We start from the raw sequence: 20265 nt of genomic DNA, 5'->3' as shown, positions 1-20265 counted from the left end.
ACCGTCAGAAAGTTTGCCAGCGAGTCTGGCTACACCGAGGACGCGATCCGCTCAAAGATCCGCGACGGGATCTGGCGGCTTGGTGAAATTTGGCTAAAGGCGCCGGATGGCCGGACGCTTATTGACATGGAAGGGTATGAATCATGGGTAGAGGCGGGAGCGGGGTCAGGGCAGTCTCAGACTCGAGCATCGAGATCACGTTCATGTTCCGGGGTGTTAGGTGCCGCGAGCGCGTCGCGCTCAAGCCCACCGCCACTAATCTGAAGAAGGCGCAGCAACACAAGGCGGCGATCGAGCACGCGATCGCCCAAGGGACGTTCGACTATGCCGTCACGTTCCCTGGATCTCCCCGGGGCGCCAAGTTTGCACCGGAAACCAGCCAGGAAACCGTGGGTGGGTTTCTTACCAGATGGCTGGCCGCCAAGCAGAAGCACATATCGAGTAGTACGTTCGAGGGCTACAGGAAGATCGTCGAGCTTCGACTGGTGCCCGCGCTCGGTCATCATCTGGTGCTGGACTTCAAACGGAAGCTGGTACGCGACTGGCTGGATGGCCTGCAGGTAGGCAACAAGACACTGAGCAATATCCAGAGTTGTCTCAGGTCGGCCTTGAATGACGCCGTAGATGAAGAGCTGCTAGACGTGAACCCGCTGGCAGGCTGGACTTACACTCGTAAAGAGGCGCCGCCCCGGGATGATGATGTGGACCCGTTCTCGCCCGAAGAGCAGCAGGCAATTCTGGCGGCCTTGACCGGTCAGGCGCGAAACATGATGCAGTTCGCACTGTGGACCGGCCTGCGCACCAGCGAACTGGTGGCGCTGGATTGGGGTGATGTGGACTGGGTGCGGGGGGAAGTGATGATCAGCCGGGCAATGACCCAGGCTGCTGGTGGGGTGGCTGAGGTGACGAAGACTGCTGCGGGCCGGCGGTCGGTAAAGCTGCTGGGCCCCGCTCTGGAAGCGCTGACGGCGCAGAAGGCACACACGTTCCTGGCTGATGCAGAGGTCTTCCAAAACCCGCGGACGCTTGAGCGCTGGGCAGGAGATCAACCGATCCGCAAGACGATGTGGCACCCAGCAATGAAGAAGGCCGGCGTTCGGTACCGGCGCCCCTACCAGACTCGGCACACCTACGCTTCGATGATGCTTTCGGCAGGAGAACACCCGATGTGGGTGGCGAAGCAAATGGGGCATACTGATTGGACCATGATTGCCCGCGTCTATGGTCGATGGATGCCATCGGCAGATGTGGATGCAGGTTTCAAAGCCGAGAAATTTTGGTCATCAGTTAAAGCGAACGAAGGGATTAAGCATGTTGGAGCAAAGCCTGGAGACTAAGGATATTTTCTATGCCATCTCCAATTTTTATCCGGAACTAAACGTATCCATTAGGTTTATTAGTAAACAATCATTCAGTAAGACACCAGAAGAAAACTTGCTAGAAGCTGGAATCGAATTTGATTCGATACTGCGCTTCAAAGACCAATCTATCCAGTCCCTGGAGGGCAACGGATATACAATGGTCAATGCCGGAGGGTTTGCCACCAACTATGTGAGGAACGGCACAGTAGGAACCGCCGTCTTTCTCGGCCAAGAACCAGCTGGTGTTACAGAAGCTGAAGCTCCTAATATTTACTGGGCTTTGCAAACTATTCTGCTTCATCACGAGCTGATGCATGCCAAAGACCTGTATTTACAAAAAAACTTTGACAGCTCAGATATGAGCGTAAACTTAGTTAAAGCTGAAATCTACGCAGATGTGGCGACTTTGCGATTTTTTGAAAAGCATAAGAAATCCGGCGGAGACACCTACAGAAACCTATATGCAGCAGGGATCGTGGGGCGAGAAGGCACTGGAATCTATAAGCAGATTTTCAAAGGAATCACCAAGAGCTTTCCCGAGGCTCAGTTGCGAGCCTGGGCGTCCATGAGCGTGATACCGCCCATCAAATGACAGCTTTATGGCAGCCTTAACGCTGAGGCATGCGTAAATACTAGGATAGACGGGGGTTCAAATCCCCCCGGCTCCACCAAATTTACATCTAAAGACGTCCACGGACGTCTTTTTTTGTGCCTGAAAGCCAGTAAATACGCGGATCTCTACGCCATCGGCGTCCACGGACGCCCATGAGCAGCAACACCTTTTGGCATTCCAAATGGCATTCCAAGCCCGTAGGTGCTGATTTTTGGAAGGCCAAAATCAAGTCTGGAATGCCAATGTGCGCACAAGCTACCCGCCTCTCTGAATTCAAAGTCAAATCTGCCAAGCCTGCTGAAAAGGACTACGTCCTATTTGATAGCGGCGGACTTCAAATGCGAGTGAGAAGCAATGGCTCCAAGCTGTGGAACTTCAACTACCGACACCCAGTGACGAAGAAGCGGATCAACATGGGACTGGGAACCTTCCCCGAAGTCTCGTTGGCCCAAGCACGCAAGGGTTCCGTTGAAGCGAGGGAAGCACTTGCCCACGGCATCGACCCTAAAGAGAAGCGGGATGCTGTGCTGCAAGCTAAACAAGCTGCGACTGAGCACACACTTCAGAATGTGGCGACGTCCTGGTATGAACTGAAGAAGGATGCTGTGACGCCGGCCTACGCTGAGGACATCTGGCGCTCGCTAACATTGCACATATTCCCGGACTTGGGCTCCACACCGATCTCAGCCATCAACGCACCGCAAGTCATCAATCTGCTCCGACCACTCGAAACCAAGGGCAGCCTTGAAACCGTGAAGCGGCTGACGCAGCGGCTCAACGAAATCATGACCTACGGGGTCAACTCGGGACTGATTCACGCGAACCCGCTCAGCGGTATCCGCTCCGTCTTCAAGAAACCGAAAAAGAAAAACATGGCGGCACTGCCCCACGATGAGCTGAAAGAGCTCATGGTGGCAATCGCCAATGCCAGCATAAAAAGAACAACCCGCTGCCTGATCGAGTGGCAGCTCCACACCATGACCCGGCCAGTGGAGGCAGCAACCACCCGCTGGGCAGATATCGACATCGAGAAGAAGATCTGGACGATCCCTGCGGAGCGTATGAAGAAGCGCCGCACGCACATTGTCCCGCTCACAGAGCAGGCTCTCGCGCTCCTGGAAGCGATCAAACCCTACAGCGGACATCGGGAGTATGTGCTCCCCGCAGACCGGAACCCCCGCACCCACTGCAACAGCCAGACTGCCAACATGGCGCTGAAGCGAATGGGCTTCGAGGGGCGTATGGTCAGCCACGGCATGCGCTCGATGGCCAGCACCATCCTCAACGAGCATGGCTGGGATCCCGAATTAATCGAGGTAGCACTTGCCCACGTCGATAAGGACGAGGTTCGCAGCGCCTACAACCGTGCGGACTACATCGAACGGAGACGCCCAATGATGGCCTGGTGGAGTGAGCACATCCAGGAATCAGCGACGGGCAATCTATCGGTATCAGCTATCCAGGAGAATCGGGACAGAAAAGTCGTTTTGATACGCTGACCATCAAACTGCCCCAAAGTAACCGGTCGCAACAGGCTACAAAAGGCCAGAAGCGGTCAATTTAGGGCGATTGGTTTCGGCTGTGAATCAGCCGATCAATGCAACTCACAAGCTAAACCTGACTGCCGGTGTCACATAGTTATCGATGAGCCTACCCTACTCCTCGCCGCTATTTTCTGATGTGAATCGATAAGTCAGCGCTTTAGCAGCGAGCACGCCCGCGAACTGAACAGATGCGGTTGGCCGCAATGCGAGCTTGTCCAAAGGATTTGTGATTATCCGCACCTCGGGATCGCCTACCCCTGCTTGAAGATTTCCAATCACAACGAGAAAGAAATTGGGAGTAGTCCGAGCCCTTTCTATCTGGCTGGGCTCAAGTCGAATCACGTCTGGGATGGCGCCCGCATACACCTTGTACTCATAGAGGTTGTTGAACATGTCGATAGCATCTGCTCCGACGTTATGTTGATTGCGAATGTCGACGATCTCGCTTTCGTCGAGCCCAAGAACCCAGCGGCAGATCTCTGCGCCAAGGCTCTCCTGCTCTTCTTGCGTATAGTTACGCGGGGACGCCCCAGCTCCTGCTTTTCGCTTCGCTTTAGGCCTGTTTCTATCGACTTCCTGCAGCAGAGGACTGTCCTTTCTCCGGTTGTCTGGGGGCACAGAGCCTTTCGAGTTAGATCCCTCAAGAATCTGCCCGGCGGAATTCTTCAGTTTCAGTTTCGAAAGATCTACCAGGGTCTTGGGAGACTTCTTCCGCGCGGTTTCTTCTTCCGCACTCTCGGTCTGCTTGCCTCCCAGCTTTGCACTCAACTTCTTCTGACGACGTCGCTCCCACTCCTCTGATAGCTTTAAAAGCCCGGCACCAGCAGATGCCTCTCGCTCGGCCCGAGCTTGCTTTTGCTCAGCCTCCAGACTCGCGGCTGTTTTGATCACCTCCGCTCGGTGCCCCGCTTTTGCGGCCGCCCAAGCAGCCAGCCAATCATGAGCCATCCTCCGCATATCGCTGGCAAAGACTGTAGCGATCGCGTACGCGCCGGAATCTGGATCGCCGAGATCGTCCGGATTGGAGATGTAAAACGTGGCTGCATCCGTGTCGATCCAAGCCTTCGGCGTGAAGGACAAGACCTTACCGGGTAGAAGATCGGCCAATTCAATGGTTAGGTCGTGCAGAACGCAGACATTGAATCGCGATAGCGCGTCCCATGACACTCGTATGCTGGCTTCACTGTAGGAGTCGCTCAACGCTAGGTCTCTACGCAGGTTGGAAACCGCATTAGAGAATAGGCGGGTGAGTTCGGGGTCGTACTCTGCATGCTCGGCTCCTTTGACCCACGCCTGGGAGGCGTCGATGCGCGTAAGCCCGTATGGTTCGACCAGCGCTTCTAGTTGCGCCAGCGCTCCGCCTGGGTTCCAGACCGGAATCTGGCCTGCCAAACCGCCAGCGATAAGCGGATTTTCAACCGCGAAGATGGGGCGTACCGACAACCAGCGATCGCCTACCCACACAGGGCTTCTAGCTAGTTTTCCTCGTTGATCGATCGGTGCTCCAGCAAGAATGCGCAATGCCTCGAGCATCACGAGGCGTTGGTCTTCGGTAAGAGTATTTCGCTTGGCTAACTTACGGAGCGTCTCCTTTGCGTCTGTTACATCCGGTGGGCGGATCTCCAGCGCTTTCCACAGCGGATCTGTACCATCGATGGCGGGAACGAACGGCTGCATTGGCCCAAACACGGCGCGCCCACTTCGGACGACTGACGGCCGCCGCCACCCGACGTTGGTTGCAATCAGCCCCTCACCCTTCCCGAACTCTGAACGCAGTGCGCTGAGGGTCAATTGGCCAGGTCGGCGGGATGTACCTCGACCGGAGAGCTGGGTTGCAAGCGCGCGATATAGAGGTGCTGCATGATCTGCAGCGGCGGTCGCATCATTAAAAAACTCGTCCCGAATCGCGCAGAGTTTATCGAGGAGTTGGTCAGGACGTGGATCACCCGCAACCCCCAGAGTGGCAAGCACTTCCTGATACGCGACATTATCAAGTTGGCCATTGAGGTATCCGGCAGGGTTACTTCCGAAAAAGGCCTCGGTAGCTGCCGTCCGGATCCGGAGATGGTCGGGTGCAACAGCGGCTCCGCTGGCAGAAGTGAGCCAAGGAATCGAAGCAGCCTTCGCCACCCACCACGCATCGACATGACCCCTATCCTGCCAGGAGCGGTAATCGCTGACTGCGCGCACTTTGGTATCTGAAACGAGACGATCCCAGGCTCGATTAAGACTGTTCAAGACTGCGCTTGCGCGGCGGACCCTGTCGGTGGTTTTCTTTTCATGTGCAATGTTCAAAAGCACTGCATCCAGGTGGGGTGACACTAGATCCGCCAGCGTATACGTTGCCCCGGCATCCTTCATCTGGAGATTTCGGCGTTGCGGTGAGCTAGTGCTGAGGCGAGGGACTCCCGGCTCGATATATGCAAAACGTTGAACGTGCGCTGAATGCTTGGTCAGCCGGGGAGCAGTCTCAGCCCCCATATAGCGAAACAGACGCTGAGCCCCGATCCCTTCACGGCCGGACTCGGCGCGAAACTTCTCCGCATATCGACTGTGAAGCCAGACCAGGCCGGGAGTTTTGCCCGCGGCCACTTTCCATGCGTTCGTCTCACGCTCGATGATGTAGGCCTCACTCGGTCTCGCGGCCATGAGTATTTTCTTTCCGGCCTCGTCGTAGGTGATAGCAGCGAATCGGACCGCCCGACCGATACCTTCTCCCAACGTTTGGCGATCGCCAATTGACAGTTGCTCAAACGCTTTTCGTAACCCGTCAGCCTGTTCGTCGGTTAATGGTGTATTGAGTTCAACGCCGTTGTTGCCGGCTTTCGCGAGCACACCCAATGCCACCTTATTGGTGGCCTCGATCAGAAGCCGATCACCTCTGTGGAGCCATTCCCGTACGCTCTTCCATCCCGGCCGCTCCCTGTATGCCGGATGAAGTCGTCGACCGATGTCGAGAATGTCCCACAAATTTTCGGCTTCTTCAGGCAGCAGCACGCCAAGTCCGATGACATCTATGGGGGTGACTCGGACGGAGTCATTCAGAACGAGGCAGGGACGATTTTCCAGTTCATTCGTGGAGTTTTTATCTACAGCGATAGCGACAAGGTCCGCCACGAATGCAGGAGAGCAATGGACGTCGTCGAGTAGTTGAAGGGCGTCGACCACCTCTACGAGTGTCGGCGCTTGCGCTCCGATGCCGCGGAGCTCTTCAAGGGCATCTCGCCAACGGTTGTCGCCTGATCTTACTGCCGCGATAACTGTTCCAGCGGTGCCGGCGACGGTCTTGACATTGTGAGGGGTCAGGACATGCTCAAGTTCAGGGACTTCGTACGATAGTTCATGAAGGTGATAGCGCTGCTGACCGTCCTGTAGAGTAATTTTCTTGGCAAATGTCGTTCTGGCATTTTCCATCAAATGACGGTCAATTTCGGCTCGCAGTAATCCAACTGTTTGTCCGTCGTCATCCAAATCGCTGTTCAGGGGAATCGCAGCCCATGCGGCAGCAGGATTGCGCTCAAAGTGTTCAAGCACAGCGTCAAGCCACAGGGCGCTCAGCGGCTCAACTAATGAGTGATTCCATGGATCGTCAGAGATGTCTCGGCGGCTGGTCAGTGGATCAAACTGGGCCATCATTCGAAATGGCAGGCCGATTGGACGTACCGGAAGGCCAACATGCAAATGTCCGGCGTCTAACCCGACGAGAGAAAACGCAATAGCGATTGGTGTGTAACGCGTCTGGGCCTTGCGTGCTCGAGCGTGGCCCGTGGGCACCCGGACTGATCGTGAATAGATGACCCACTCGCGAGAGTCGGAGGCCTTGGCAATACGCCGAGTCATCTCACCACCCGTGCTCTTTACAGTCTCAGGAGCGGTGCGATCTATGTGGAGTCTGGCTAGCACATCACCGGTAGCCCCTCGCAACGTCACAGTATTGAGAGAGGACAAGAAAACCAATCCGGCATCACTCCAATGCTTCAGCCACTGGGCCACGATCGCTGCGGTTGATGCGTCAGCCTCCAATGGGATCACGAACGTGGTCATGGCGTCCGTTGGCTCTTCGCCCGGCCACGTCACATCGCTTTTGGCAACCGACAGATCGTTTGCCTGGTAACGAACGCGAAAATGGCCCTGATGGACCTCAAGGATCTCTGACAGCGCATGAAGTGTTTTCAAGCCAATTCCAAATCGACCCAACTGGTTCGGATCGTCGAATTTGAGGCTTAGCCAGGGAATCGCGAGTGCCCACACGTCGTGAAGAGTAAGCCCGGCCCCGTTGTGCCGAAACATGAGGCGCGACCCGTTCACGTCAACTACAAACTCTGCAGATGTTGCACCGAGATCGTCGGAATTTTGAATGAGCTCAGCAAGCCCTTGCAGCCGATCATCGCTGATATGACCAGCACTCGATTCAGCATTGGCCAGAGCATTCCGAATGCTTGCAGGTAGCGTCTTGAGTTGGGTCGAAAGTGCTGCGACACCAGCGTCTGCAGCAAGTCCATCTAGAGGAACAAACGAAAAGGCACGACGCGTTGCGGGGTCGTGGTGAACGACTTCGCGGGCATGCCATTGTGAATCCTCAGCAGTAAAGATCCGCTGCTCCCGCTGTAGTGCCATTGCGTCACCTAGTTCGTGATTCTTCGTTTTCGCCAAACCAATCTGCAGGCACAACCCTTTCGCACGTCCCACAAGGTCGAACGAATTGACTGGAGCCTTTGCTGTTGCTGAAGCGGTGTGAGATCTCTTGGAAATGAAATAAGTCGCCTAAGCCGTTGCGCTCGGAAATACCGCCGGCACTAGGTCTTTGTGAAATTTTGCCTCAGCGGGCAGTGAAATGACTTTCAAGCTTTTCTTTGCTCGCCCCACCGCGACCAGCTCCGCAACTGGGCCTTGGCCATCGCCTGCCAGGCAATCCAGATGACCTAGGATAATGACTGAATCACGAGCCCTTGATAGCGCCACATTCAGGCGATGGCGATCCAGAAGAAACTGAGTGTCTCCGCTTGCGCGGGTCATCAGCAGAATCACCATGTCGGCTTCTCCGCCCTGTACGGCATCAACAGTCGCAACAGACAATTCGAATGCGTATTGCTTGCCTTCCGTATCTTGGGTGACGATTTCCAGCTGCCCTTTGTAAGGGCACACAATCAATAGCTTCAAGGGAGTTTTTGTCGCTCTCACCTTTTTGTGCAGCGCATTCAGCAGTTGGTAGAGCGCAGCGCGTTCGGTGGAGTTAACCAGCGATGAAGGAGAATCTCCTGTACCTGCCTTCTTGTGCCGATAGTTCTGCATCTTGGAAAAGTCTACAAATAATGCGCGGGCAGCCGTCAGCGCCCAGGTACCACCCTTGCGGTGCGATCGCAGTTGGTCTTCATAAAATAGCGCGCTGACCAAGTCACCGATATCTTCATGCATTCGGTACTGTACGGTCAGCATTCCCTTGGCCTGTGGTTCCAACCCTTCATACAATTCCTGGAAGAAATTTTTGCGCAGTAGGGTTTCCACCTCCGCCAGAGGCAATGTATAGCCAATGCGCTCATCCAACACATCGGTAGTCACCGTGGGTGGCAGCTGGTTGTGATCCCCAACAAGGACTATCCGCCGAGCAATGGCAGCCGGAATCATTAGCTCGGCAGCAAAGGCTTTGCCTGCTTCATCCACGATCACCCAATCGAAAGGTTCCTTAATCAAAGCAAAGTCAGTACGCGCCATCCCTGTGCAGGTGGCACCGTGAATCAACTTGTCGCGGAACGTCCAGCGACTTGCCGCTTCGCGCCCCTTGCGAGACTTCAGGAGGGACAACCAAGTATCGTGCAGCTGGGGATTGATTTGCGCATCTCCTGCGCTCAGTGCATCGATTTTGATTTGATGCCAGTTGGCTTCAAGCGCTTCACTGATCTTGTCCTCCTTACCGTAGCGAACGGTGACAGGCCTTAAGTACTCTGCGGCCTTGAGTAGATCTTCAATCAGTTTAGTTACCGCTACGTGAGTAGGGCCGGTGATCAGTATGCGTGGCCAGAGATGTGGTGCTTGTTCTGGAAACAGGGTTTTGAGCCACTGCACCAAGGTGGTGGTCTTCCCAGCCCCCGGGGGTCCCCAGACTGCCAGTACGGGCTCTTTTGACGCCAAGATTTGGAGTACTGCTTCCTGTCCCAGATTCGACGTCTCGACGGGCTCAGGGTCAAGTGTAAAGATCGCACTGTGCACCGAAGGCGCTACAAAATCGCCGGAAATCGCCTTTTCAAGTGCTTTGGAGAGCGTTTCCTTTTGACTGCCTTCCCTGACTAGTTCAAGCCTAAACAAATCGAAGGGGTTGATCTCAGCTTTATTCATCCGTTTATGCGTGGCCAGCGTAAATTCGCAAATACCAAGCTGGGGATCTAGAAGCTTGAACGATTGCAAAGACCATACTCGATTTTGTCCGACGGCCCGCAAACGAGGTGCGCCTTGCTCACTCAGTGCAGTTTTCAACCAGTTAGGAATGCCTTGCGAGCTCAGCAGGCCTGTCACTTTGCGTCCATTCTCCTCGACCTGGCCGGGAAGAAAACCACAGCTTGCGCTCTGCTCCAAGTAAAGTTGCTGCTCACGGTACACCAATGACAGCTTGCGTAAATGCAAGGCGACTTCTCGCTGACGGGCAGCGTTTCGCTGGCCAAGCCGCTCTTCATTCAAGGCACATACGAAAGACTGGAAGCGATTGCGTTTGGTCAATTCGTCATCCTCACTCCCTATCAAAATAGGAGAAAGGGCGACGTAGCTGCGTAAAACGTCTTCAGGCGACTCACTATCCTCTAGCACATGCAGCAATCGAAAACATCGCTGTTGAGCATCGGTTTCGGTGACCAAGGCATAGCGTCCCAGCTGAAAGACGAGACGGCCGTCATCGTTCTCATAAATATGCCAAGGCCTGTCCTGGATTGCCGGTGTCTGAAAATAGCCCCACATGTTTTGGATCAGCGCTATCTGATCATCTTTAACGCCAAGCGCGACCGGCCACCAGTACTCCTCGAGCCCTGATATGCGGGGGTGCAATCTCACAAGCAAATTTTGGGACTGCGAGTCGCCGAGTACGTCAGTGAGTGTCCAACCGTCAGCGAATACCTGCAGCTCCATGCCGGGTTTTATCCATTGCCCTTCCTGTCTGCCAAGTGGCAAACGCAGGATGACATCATCCATCTGCAGTTGGGCTTCATTATTATCCAGGCGCACGACGGTGCCTGTCAGCGTCTCGCCACCGCTTGCTGTCGCCGCGTCCAAGAGTTTCACCTTGTCGCTGCCAATGCGGGCGAAGCGTTTCTCATGGTCAACTGCGTAAAAGACCCCTCGGCCATCAAAGACTTCAGACTCGATGATGTAATTTTGAAGGCGTCCAGGTAAACCCTGTGGCAGCGAAACCACTGCGCCCTCACAGGGATAATCCGCCGGCATTTCGAGCCAGGCAACGGTCGGCAACTGCGCCGGCACCTCGCCATACAAGGTACGAATGTATTGTGCTGTGGATTGGAGATAGGCGCGCTCAGCAGTGATGCGGCCGCGGGCAAGCTCGATTTCAAGCATCATCCGACGAAAATTGGCGGACTCACGAGCGCCGAACTGATTTCTCAATATGTACCTTGCACGAGCGTGTGCCCGCTCCAGCTCGCTGGCGATTTCCACGCGCATCGCCAGCTCACTTTCAAACATCTTCACGAGTTGAATCAGGTACGGACGAATAAGGGCAGCACTTTTGCATTCATGCATCGCGTGAATGGCGGCCAGTCCAGCCTCCAACGCTTCAATCTCGGTGTTAACGTCGTCCAAGCGCTTCCCATTCCACCAACTTATGGCTGTGGAGGTTAAGGTGATGCCCGCCAGCAATAGCATGAACATTAATTAGCGTTTCCCTGGCTGGACCAAGTCGACCATACGACCGACCATGACCTCAATGCTTGCCCGAATCTGCCGTTGATGGTCGTCGTCGATCAACGAAGGATCCATGACCGCTTCGAGTTTCTCGAAGGCTTTCAGAACCGGCGTGAGGACACTGTCGACCTGGTTCAATCTCTGGAGCTCAGGCGCCGTTTGTGCTTTGACTTTTTCGAGGTCTGCCTGAGCTTTCTGCACTTCTTTTTCAGCTAACTTGACGCGTTGCTTCCACTCAGTAGACGTTTTTTTCAATTCGACAGCTGATTGCAGCACACCAACCAGGTCGCGAAGCAGCCCAATGCCTTCAGTCAGCACTTGGGCGCGATCTCCACTAAACGCGGTTTCACGCTTGATTTGCTCCTGCAATGTTTTTTCCTTGGCAAGGTCAAGGGCATCGCTCGACTTGCTGACCGCGCTGGGTTTGGCGAGGCTGGCCGGCAGTTTGAATCGCTCATTGGACATGGCTAAGACTCCGTTCAATTAACACTGGTATTGAAATATTCCACACTGCGACGCAGCCCTTGGTCTGCTTCCATCAAACGCTCAAACGCCGAGTCAAATGACCGAGCATCTGGCAAATCGCTGCTCCTTATCAACGACAACTCATCCAAACAATGACGTGTCAGTTGCACGCATTGAAGCGTCATCCGTCCCACCACCTGGCGAACCTTTGCTGCTTGTTCCATTTCTTTTCGAGCCAGGTCAATGTCTTGGGCCAGCGCTGAACGCTCAAGCTCGAGACGCTTTTCTTCTTGGGGAATCAAAGCTTTTAGACCGTCTCGGTGCGCACGGGCTTGGCGCAATTTCAAGTAAGAGTCGATAGCTCCCAATACTGCGGATGCTGCTTCGATGCTCATCAAAACCGGATTGGCACCGGCCGAGGCTTTTTTCAGGCCCTCTTTAATGCCATGTCGGCTGGCGGCGGAGATGAAGGTCTTTGTAAAGTAGAACGCATGCCTTGGTATCTGAGTGCTCATAATTTTTCCATTTCAAAGCTGTACCCAACACCATGTACCAGTGCCTGCCTTTGCCACACGCTGGGCGATGTCAGGAGACATGTGTTGAGTGAAGTCCTCCTCACACACGTCAGCCTCTTGGGCTTTGATGCGACCATCCCGTGGCGCCCATACGGTGCGGGTTGCGGGCTCCCAGAAGAGTGGTTGCCCTGCTTCCAGATAACGAACCATGAGCAACGCGTCGCACCCTTTCTCTCTGGGCGCAGGCCTGAACGGTGGTTTTCCAACTGGTTGAAAGTTTTTCCACAGGCCTGCAAGCACCCAATGCAACGGCACATCAAGTTCCAGGGCTCTCCAGTTTGGGGTTTGAGACAAGAACACGCGAACGTGGGGATTTCGGAGCATGGCAGTCAGTTGCTCGCCTTGCGCCTCGCTGATTTGAGCGCGCATCAGCAAATTATCCGGCAGTTCGCTGCCCCTTAAACGCATGAAGCGCTTCTGCTGTTTATGGCTGAATACGGGCGCTGGAAGATGGCGAGGGTATGTTAGAGCCACTGCATGATTTGGGTGAATTTGCTGATCAGCAGGTGCTGCGCTTGCAAACAATCCACCGACGCCAGCGTCATTGAGCAGTTTTGAGGTGGCCACGCCTGCCAACAATCGTTCGCCCGAGCGACTGATGATTTGTCCCTCTACCAGGTCTTCCTCGACAAGCAACTCAACGATGTCTTGGACTGAAATCAACGGCAAGCCAGTCAGCTCGGCAATTTCATTGACGTTCAATTGTTGACCCAGTGCTTCAAGGACAAAAAGCCCTACGGCATCACAACGTCGGGGCACCCGGGCAAATGTGCGCACCTGAAATTCCATCGCTTTAAAATACAACGTGATGCACGGTGACTCTGGTCGCAGCGAGCAAGCCTTGATGCTTGCGGTAACACGCCCCTTGCGGGCACGTTTGTCAGTGAGCCAATTCTCCTCAAGCAGAAGATTGCTGATCTGCACGTTGTGCTCTTGAGCGATATTCAGAGCTTCAGAAGGATGATCAATCCAGCTCCAACTGATCTCGGCCAATGGTACCCAGAGGCGCAGTTGCCCGGCCATCAGCCAGGCGCCTCGATCATCAAAACGCTCTACCTGCGCCTTCACGATAGTGCCTGGTTGCAGATTGCTCAAAGCATTGCGTAGCCGAGCCTCAGCTAGCGCATGGACACTCCCCTTCCAACCCTTTTCATCAAGGCTGGTTAATACGAACTCCAGGTGGTCGCCCACGCTAAATAGGCTTACTGGGTTTTCGACCTTGGCGTTTATGCTCAACAATTCATGCTGAGGAATCAAGACAGATGTGTCCTGATACTTTACGAGCACAGATTTTGGCAAAATTTTTACCACGCTGCCTGCGACAATCCTTCCGCAATTTTCTCGACCCATCGGCGCACTCGTTTCTCTCGCTGGACGAGAGGACGTAGCCGTCCGACTCGAGCGCTCCGACCGAGAATTACGTTCTGAAGGAGAAGGCTCAAGCACGCTCAGCAGGCGTGAAAGAAAATCAAGCAATCCAGCATCTCCATCCATTGATAGGCTGTTTAATAGCGCCGTTAACATCATATTTAGGACTGCCCATGAGTGTTTTGCACTCAGGCTTTTTGGGGCCCATGGCAATACCACCGGCCAAGATTGGGTTGTGCCTAGTGGGTTGCAGTAAAACGTAAAGACAGTCGCACACTACATGGAGCACCAATGGCTTGGCACGACGATAATCTTATCCCCCTCCTCCCTGCAGAATCCGCGAATTCGCTAAAGTCCTTACGATGGAGGATTTATGCCACGCCCAACCCCATTGGAAGGTAATACCTCAGGTGCCGAACGGCAAGAGGGTGGCTAGGCCGAGTACTCGCTATGAGCCGCAATGAAATAAACGTAAGGAAGTGGCGCGCCCGCCAGCAGCGTCGCCACCTCGCAGCCTCAAAAAATGCAGTACCTACCTAGCCACAAGAAGAAGCAAGTGCTCGGAATAGTCACCCGTATTGGTTGTTTGCAGCTCTTCGTGACAGGCAGCTATCGGCCAAGGCCCCCTAGATCAGACGTCCAGTTTTGGCCGACTGTTGCCCGTTATGCCATTGGTTTCGCTGCTGAAAAGCGGCCATTCGATTCGAGAAAATCTCAATCACACATTACCGCAATGACATCACCACCCAGGAGGTTCGTCCCATGTCATTGCAGTGCTCCAAATGTCACCCCCCAAAAGTCGCTTCCTTCCATCACGCCATGAAAGTCGGCGCGACCATCGGCACCGTGGGCGGTGTTTCGCGTGGCGTCAGCGCGGCTCTAGCTGGTGGCCAGACCGGCGCAGCCATCGGCGCTATCGCCGGACCGGTCGGCATTACCCTCGGCTCCGTATCGGGTGCCATCCTCAGCGGTCTGGCCGGCGGTGTCGGTGGCTGTGCACTCGGAGCTCAGCTCGGTGAATCACTCGACCGCCACGTCCTGGCCCATAACCTCTGCCTGCTCTGTGGTCATCGCTTCAACCTGCCGGCCTGATTGGCCCTCTCTCCTTCCATTTATTCGTCCGGTCACAGCGCTTTATGCCGGCCTGCACTCAAAGGAATCACTCACATGGCACATCTCATCGAAACCATGACCTACGCTGGCGCTACCCCGTGGCATGGCCTGGGCAATCAGCTCACTCAGAAGCAACCTATCGAAGTCTGGCAACGCGAAGCTGGTATGGACTGGCAGATTCAGGAAAGCCCCGTGCATTTCAAATCGGATGCCGTCGGCCACCTGGGCGCGATCCACTCCTTCCCCGAGCAAAAGGTGCTCTACCGCTCCGACAGCAAAGCGCCGCTGTCGGTGGTCTCTCAGCGCTACCACACGGTGCAGCCCCGAGAGGTACTCGAATTTTATCGTGACCTCACAGAGGTCTCCGGCTACGAATTGGAAACGGCCGGCGTACTCAAGGGCGGGCGCAAGTTCTGGGCGCTGGCGCGGACGGGGCAAGGCGCGGCGCTCAAGGGCAACGACCAGGTGAATGGCTATCTGCTGCTGGCGACCTCCTGCGACGGCACCCTGGCCACCACCGCCACGCCAACTACCGTGCGGGTGGTCTGCAACAACACCCTGACCATCGCCCTAAACGGCACCAGCCGAGCGATCAAGGTGCCGCACAACACCCGCTTCGACCCCAAGGCGGTAAAGAAGCAGCTCGGTATCGCCGCCTCGCAATGGGACGACTTCATGTACCGCATGCGCGCGCTGGCCGAGCGCAAAGTGCAGTGGCATGAGGCGCTGGGCTTCTTTATGAACGTGCTGTGCGAGACCAGCCCGACCGGCGCTCTGCCGGAGCAACTGCCCAACGAGCGTGCCCTGCGCAAGGTCCAGGAACTGTACGAAGGCCAGGGTCGCGGTAGCCAGCTGGATTCGGCACGCGGCACCGCCTGGGGCTTGCTCAATGCCGTGACCGAGTTTGTCGACCACGAACGCCGCGCGCGTAGCAACGAGTACCGCATGGACTCAGCCTGGTTCGGCCAGGGCGCGCAGATTAAGCAACGTGCCCTGGATGCCGCATTGCAGCTCGTCGCTTAACCCTCACTTACCTCACTCCTCGCGCCCGGTCAGCTTATGCTGGTCGGGCGTTTTTATGTCTGCAGATGAATAACAAGAAAACAACGCCATTGGACTGCAGCACCCGCAAGTAACGCCCTGCCCTGCGCCTGGTCAACACCAAGGAGCTGCCGCGCGAGGACTGGCTGCAGATCCGCAAGCAAGGTATCGGCAGTTCTGATGCCGCCGCCGTGGGGCTGAATCCCTACAAGTCGCAGCTAGAACTGTGGCTGGAGAAAACCGGTCGCGATGCTGGGCTACCGAAGGTTGATCCTCACGATGAGGAAAACCCGATGTACTGGGGCAATGTCCTGGAGCCCATCGTGGCTTGGCACTACAGAAAACGCACCAAGCACAGGGTCCGCCGCATCAACGCCGTGCTGCAGCATCCGGATCCGGAGTTGCCCTGGATGCTCGCGATATCGACCGCGAGGTGATCGGTGCCGACGATGTGCAGATCCTCGAATGTAAGACCGCCGGCATAAACGGGGCACGCCTCTGGAAAGAGGGCGTGCCAGAGTATGTTCAGCTTCAAGTGATGCACCAGCTCGCCGTCACCGGCAAGCAGGTGGCAGATGTCGCGGTGCTGCTCGGCGGCCAGACGCTGGAGGTCCATCGAATAGAGAAGGAGGAACAACTCATCGCGCGCCTGATCGAACTGGAGCGCACGTTCTGGCAGTACGTGGAGACCGATACGCCACCGCCAGCCGATGGTACCGCCTCTGCTGAATCCGCCCTGCGCTGCCTTTATCCGGAGGACAACGGCCAGGTCGTCGACTTCAGCAGTCATGCTGGGCTGACAGCGACCTACATCGAGCTCAAGGCCGTCCGCCAGTCGATTGCCGACAATGAAAAGCGCGAGGCCGAGCTCAAGCAGATGCTGCAGCAGGCCATGGGCGATGCCAGCCGGGCGGAGTTCACCAGCGGCTAAGTCAGTTGGCGCAAAGCCAAGGACAGTGTTGGCCTCGATGTCGCTCAGTTGCTCCAGGACAAGCCCTACCTGCAGGCCAGGTACCCACTGCTGAAGCCCGGTGCGCGGCGCTTCTTGGTCGGCTGATTTTCACTTCCCTCACTCCCTTAGCCAGTCCATGCAGTTCGCGCTGCGTGGCTGGCCTTTTTCATTTCTAGGAGAACCACCATGCTGAAAGGCTTAACCCTGACGCCCCCAGTGCTCGGGCGGATTTCCATCGGCAAGGTCATCGAGAAGAACGGCAAGCGCCTGCCGGAGAAGGATGACCAGTTCACCATCACCTCCTAGGTACAAGGCAAGGACGGCTGGCTGCTGCACCCGCTCAACGACGGGCTGCGTCAGGATAAGGACGACAAGCTGCGCAGCATCCCGGTGCGCCTGCCGTTCAACGAGCCGGAGCTGAACTTTCGTGCCGACTACACCCTGTTTGATCGGCAGTCCGGACGACCGCTGTGCGTGGGCAACGGTGAGACCTGCAAGCGCATCACCCAAGACGGTATGCAGTCGCTGCCCTGCCCTTCGCCGGATGCCTGCCCATTGGCCAAGGGTAATGCCTGCAGGCCCTACGGACGGCTGAACGTGGTCATTGGCGATGAGGATCCGCTCGGTAGCTTTGTGTTTCGCACCACCGGCTTCAACAGCATCCGCACCCTCGCCGCCCGGCTGCATTACTTCCAGGCCATCTCTGGCAACCGTCTGGCGTGCCTGCCGCTGGAACTGCGCCTGCGTGGCAAGTCCACTCGCCAGAGCCACGCCACGCCGATCTTCTACGTCGACCTGACAGTACGTGGCGGTATGGACATGGCCGAGGCGCTACAGGCCGCCAATGAGCTCGATGCGCAGCGGCAAGCAGCAGGCTTCGATCAAGCCGCTCTGGATGAGGCGGCGCAGCGTGGCTTCGCCAATGGTGCGTTCGAGGACAGCGCGGAAGACGCCGGCACCATCGTCGAGGAGTTCTACCCCGTCGAAGAAAGCCAAGCCCCTATCGCCAACACTCCCCAGCGATCCGTGAAAAACAGCCTGGCCGAGAAGCTGGAGGCGCAAGCCCAGCGCCATACCCCACCGACTGATCACCACCAATGAGCCGACCATGCGCCTGCACAAACTGAAAGCCAGTGACTCGACCGGCACCTACCTGGTGGAGTCGCCGGTCACCGAAACCGACATCCTGCTGATGGCCCGGCAGTTGGCGAACCTGCGTCTGCGTCGGGGACCAGCACTGACCTCACCGAAGGCGGTGTTCAACCACCTGCAGGTGCTGCTGAGCGATTACGAGCATGAAGTCTTTGCCCTCCTCCACCTTGATAGCCGCCATCGAGTCATTGCCTTCCAGGAAATGTTCCGAGGCACGCTCGACGGTGCCAGCGTCTATCCACGCGAGGTCGTCAAGGCAGCTTTGGAGCACAACTCTGCCGCCATGGTCCTGGTGCACACCCCCTCCGGGGACTCCGAACCCAGCCAGGCGGACCACAACCTAACCCACAAGCTGAAGGAGGCACTGAACTTGATTGGGGGGCGGACGCTGGACCACATCATCGTCGGTCGCGAAGGCTGCCTATCGCTGGCAGAACAGGGTCACCTGTGAGGAGAAAAGAAGATGACGCTACTACGGATCTTGGCTGCCGCGTTTATGTTCGTTGGCATTCTCGCCGGCTGTCTGGCGCTCCTGCTGTTGGTGATTCTGCTGGCGCGCTTTCCGCCACTGCTGATCGCCGTGGTACTGGCGTGCTGGATCCTCTGCCGACTGCTGAAACCGTTCCGGACGTGAGAGGCAGCACCGACAAAGCCGCCCACCTCCTTGCAGTGACCGTCCCCCGTAAGCAACCAGGTAAACCCTGGTTGCTCTAACCCTCCCCAGGAAGCATGAAGATGAACAGACAATGTGCCCTAGCAGGGAGCACCGAACAGCATGAACGTCATTACTGGACTGAACGAAGCGCGGATCGACAGCCTCGTGCGCAGCCGGGCGTCCTTCGAGATCATAGGCCTCGGGGGCAACTTCATGCCCGGTATCAAGCTGGTTGAAACCAAAATTGAAAAGTTGGGGATGAAGTGCGGGGTCAAGAGCGACGTGCAAAGCGCGATGGTGCAAGGCGAAACACTGGGCGCCGCATACAGCGTCATGTCTGCACCAGCAACGCTGACCGTGGCAACACTCGGTATCGCCTATTGATTTTGTACTAGATCGACAAGAGCAACGACGGCAAGCCCGTTGCTTATCGCTTGGACAGCGGGCCGGCCAAAGGACAAGATAGCCTCAGCTACGCCCGAGCTGGCAATCTGCTGCAGGGCTTCTGCGAAACAGCAGCCCCCCCTGAAAACACGCTCAAAGATCTGTTCCGCATGCTCTATATCGGAGGCTTTAAGCAGTATTCGGCCGATCCGAATGGAACTCACATCCAGGTAGCTAAGGGCGCTGTGGCTACCCAAGCGGAATGGCCGGAGGCCACCTCCGCATGGTGTAACCCCCGCACTGACGATGACTGCCATATCAACAATCGGAAGGAACCCGCCACCGAGCAGGGTAAGTGGGCGGGGACTGCAGGACTATCCTTTGCTTCGATAGCAAGGATCAGCCCTAGGTTACCTGCTGCAGTAACGATTCGGAACTCCACTAGACTGATCCACACCACTAGACCACCGCGGCTATCTCACCCACTTGCATCGACAGCCGTACTACCAATAGAGAAAGCCCAGATCTCCCTCTTTTTTGTCCTCAAAGGGTGCAGGGGACAGCGTTCCACTGACAGGGCTGGTCAGATGCGGACTTCGGTGAATGTGACCGAGCCTTACGCTAATAGCGTGACAGGTGCCTACACTCCGATTGCGAGGGTTCTGGATCATCACATCGATCAAGGTGCGGTTTGCACATCGGACTCCACCCATCTCACAACGACTTCTTCGCCTCGAAAAAGAGACCGATGGCAGTGATAGCCCTAAGCAGCTGCCTGCCTGAAAAAGTGTCCGGATGACCGTTAAATCTGTGCCCGGTTGTGCAAGGTAGGGGTCCAAATCGATGTGAAATTCGTAGCGGGCCAATCGAAACGGGTTCTCTCAGACGATCTGCACCAACAGAGGATACGTGCCTACGCTATCGCCGCAGTGCGCTCATGGCTGTATATTGATACAGTACCATCAACCATGAACGTGCAACTGGAGCTATTCACCAGTTCAGGGTAAGCTGCGAACCATGAAAAATACCTCCTCAAAAATCAGTCGGGTCGCGTCTGTTCACTTCTCAGGCCATGAGACGTTTCCACTGCGTCAAATGTGGCTCAAAAAAGCTTTCGACTGTCGGCGCTGATTGAAAATT

13 protein-coding genes and 2 pseudogenes are annotated in these 20265 nt (G+C 56.1%); 10 read left to right on the top strand and 5 right to left on the bottom strand.

Annotation, left to right across the window (positions count from 1 at the left end; all coding sequences use genetic code 11):
* The first annotated feature begins 143 nt into the window (after positions 1-143).
* The 3 genes from B3361_RS11230 (at position 144) to B3361_RS11220 (ending at position 3473) form a co-directional block, all read left to right on the top strand.
* Positions 144-1337 (top strand): Arm DNA-binding domain-containing protein, encoded by a 1194-nt coding sequence (locus B3361_RS11230; protein WP_009685261.1) that lies wholly within the window; start codon positions 144-146, stop codon positions 1335-1337.
* On the top strand, positions 1312-1953 hold the full coding sequence (locus B3361_RS11225) for a hypothetical protein (protein WP_009685260.1): 642 nt from the start codon (positions 1312-1314) through the stop codon (positions 1951-1953). The genes B3361_RS11230 and B3361_RS11225 overlap by 26 nt, the downstream gene beginning before the upstream one ends.
* 263 nt (positions 1954-2216) lie before the next feature.
* Positions 2217-3473, top strand: a complete 1257-nt coding sequence (locus tag B3361_RS11220; protein WP_154211934.1) for an integrase domain-containing protein — start codon at positions 2217-2219, stop codon at positions 3471-3473.
* 156 nt (positions 3474-3629) lie between these two features.
* Here B3361_RS11220 and B3361_RS11215 read toward each other — a convergent pair whose 3' ends face one another.
* From B3361_RS11215 to B3361_RS11195, 5 genes are all read right to left on the bottom strand, one after another.
* The gene (locus tag B3361_RS11215) at positions 3630-8135 is read right to left on the bottom strand and encodes a sacsin N-terminal ATP-binding-like domain-containing protein (protein WP_182408829.1); all 4506 of its coding nucleotides are present in this window, start codon (positions 8133-8135) and stop codon (positions 3630-3632) included.
* 147 nt (positions 8136-8282) lie between these two features.
* Positions 8283-11387 (bottom strand): DEAD/DEAH box helicase, encoded by a 3105-nt coding sequence (locus B3361_RS11210; RefSeq protein ID WP_286920222.1) that lies wholly within the window; start codon positions 11385-11387, stop codon positions 8283-8285.
* Between the two features lie 3 nt (positions 11388-11390).
* Complete coding sequence (locus B3361_RS11205; RefSeq protein ID WP_058152405.1) at positions 11391-11885, bottom strand: hypothetical protein; 495 nt, start codon at positions 11883-11885, stop codon at positions 11391-11393.
* Between the two features lie 14 nt (positions 11886-11899).
* Entirely contained in the window at positions 11900-12400 is a 501-nt protein-coding gene (locus B3361_RS11200) for a hypothetical protein (RefSeq protein WP_286920221.1), read from the bottom strand.
* 12 nt (positions 12401-12412) lie between these two features.
* Positions 12413-13810 (bottom strand): hypothetical protein, encoded by a 1398-nt coding sequence (locus B3361_RS11195; protein WP_286920220.1) that lies wholly within the window; start codon positions 13808-13810, stop codon positions 12413-12415.
* A gap of 780 nt (positions 13811-14590) precedes the next feature.
* On the opposite strand from B3361_RS11195, the gene B3361_RS11190 reads away from it, so the two are divergent.
* From B3361_RS11190 to B3361_RS11160, 7 genes and pseudogenes are all read left to right on the top strand, one after another.
* Complete coding sequence (locus tag B3361_RS11190) at positions 14591-14920, top strand: hypothetical protein (protein ID WP_286920219.1); 330 nt, start codon at positions 14591-14593, stop codon at positions 14918-14920.
* Positions 14921-14995: 75 nt separating this feature from the next.
* Positions 14996-15964 (top strand): DUF932 domain-containing protein, encoded by a 969-nt coding sequence (locus B3361_RS11185; RefSeq protein WP_286920218.1) that lies wholly within the window; start codon positions 14996-14998, stop codon positions 15962-15964.
* A 122-nt stretch (positions 15965-16086) separates the two neighbouring features.
* Positions 16087-17039: pseudogene (locus tag B3361_RS11180) on the top strand (YqaJ viral recombinase family protein).
* An 81-nt stretch (positions 17040-17120) separates the two neighbouring features.
* Positions 17121-18035 (top strand): annotated as a pseudogene (locus B3361_RS11175) (hydrolase or metal-binding protein).
* A 7-nt stretch (positions 18036-18042) separates the two neighbouring features.
* Positions 18043-18537 carry a JAB domain-containing protein gene (locus tag B3361_RS11170; protein ID WP_286920217.1) on the top strand — a complete coding sequence of 165 codons (495 nt, stop codon included), beginning with the start codon at positions 18043-18045 and terminating at the stop codon, positions 18535-18537.
* A gap of 12 nt (positions 18538-18549) precedes the next feature.
* Positions 18550-18720, top strand: a complete 171-nt coding sequence (locus tag B3361_RS11165) for a hypothetical protein (protein WP_286920216.1) — start codon at positions 18550-18552, stop codon at positions 18718-18720.
* 141 nt (positions 18721-18861) lie between these two features.
* Positions 18862-19125 (top strand): hypothetical protein, encoded by a 264-nt coding sequence (locus tag B3361_RS11160; protein ID WP_414708864.1) that lies wholly within the window; start codon positions 18862-18864, stop codon positions 19123-19125.
* The last annotated feature ends 1140 nt before the right edge of the window (positions 19126-20265 follow it).

Origin of the sequence: Pseudomonas sp. UBA6699, assembly GCF_002454615.1 — a bacterium.
In the GTDB taxonomy this organism is placed as follows: domain Bacteria; phylum Pseudomonadota; class Gammaproteobacteria; order Pseudomonadales; family Pseudomonadaceae; genus Aquipseudomonas; species Aquipseudomonas juntendi.
This window is presented reverse-complemented; position numbering and strand designations above follow the sequence as displayed.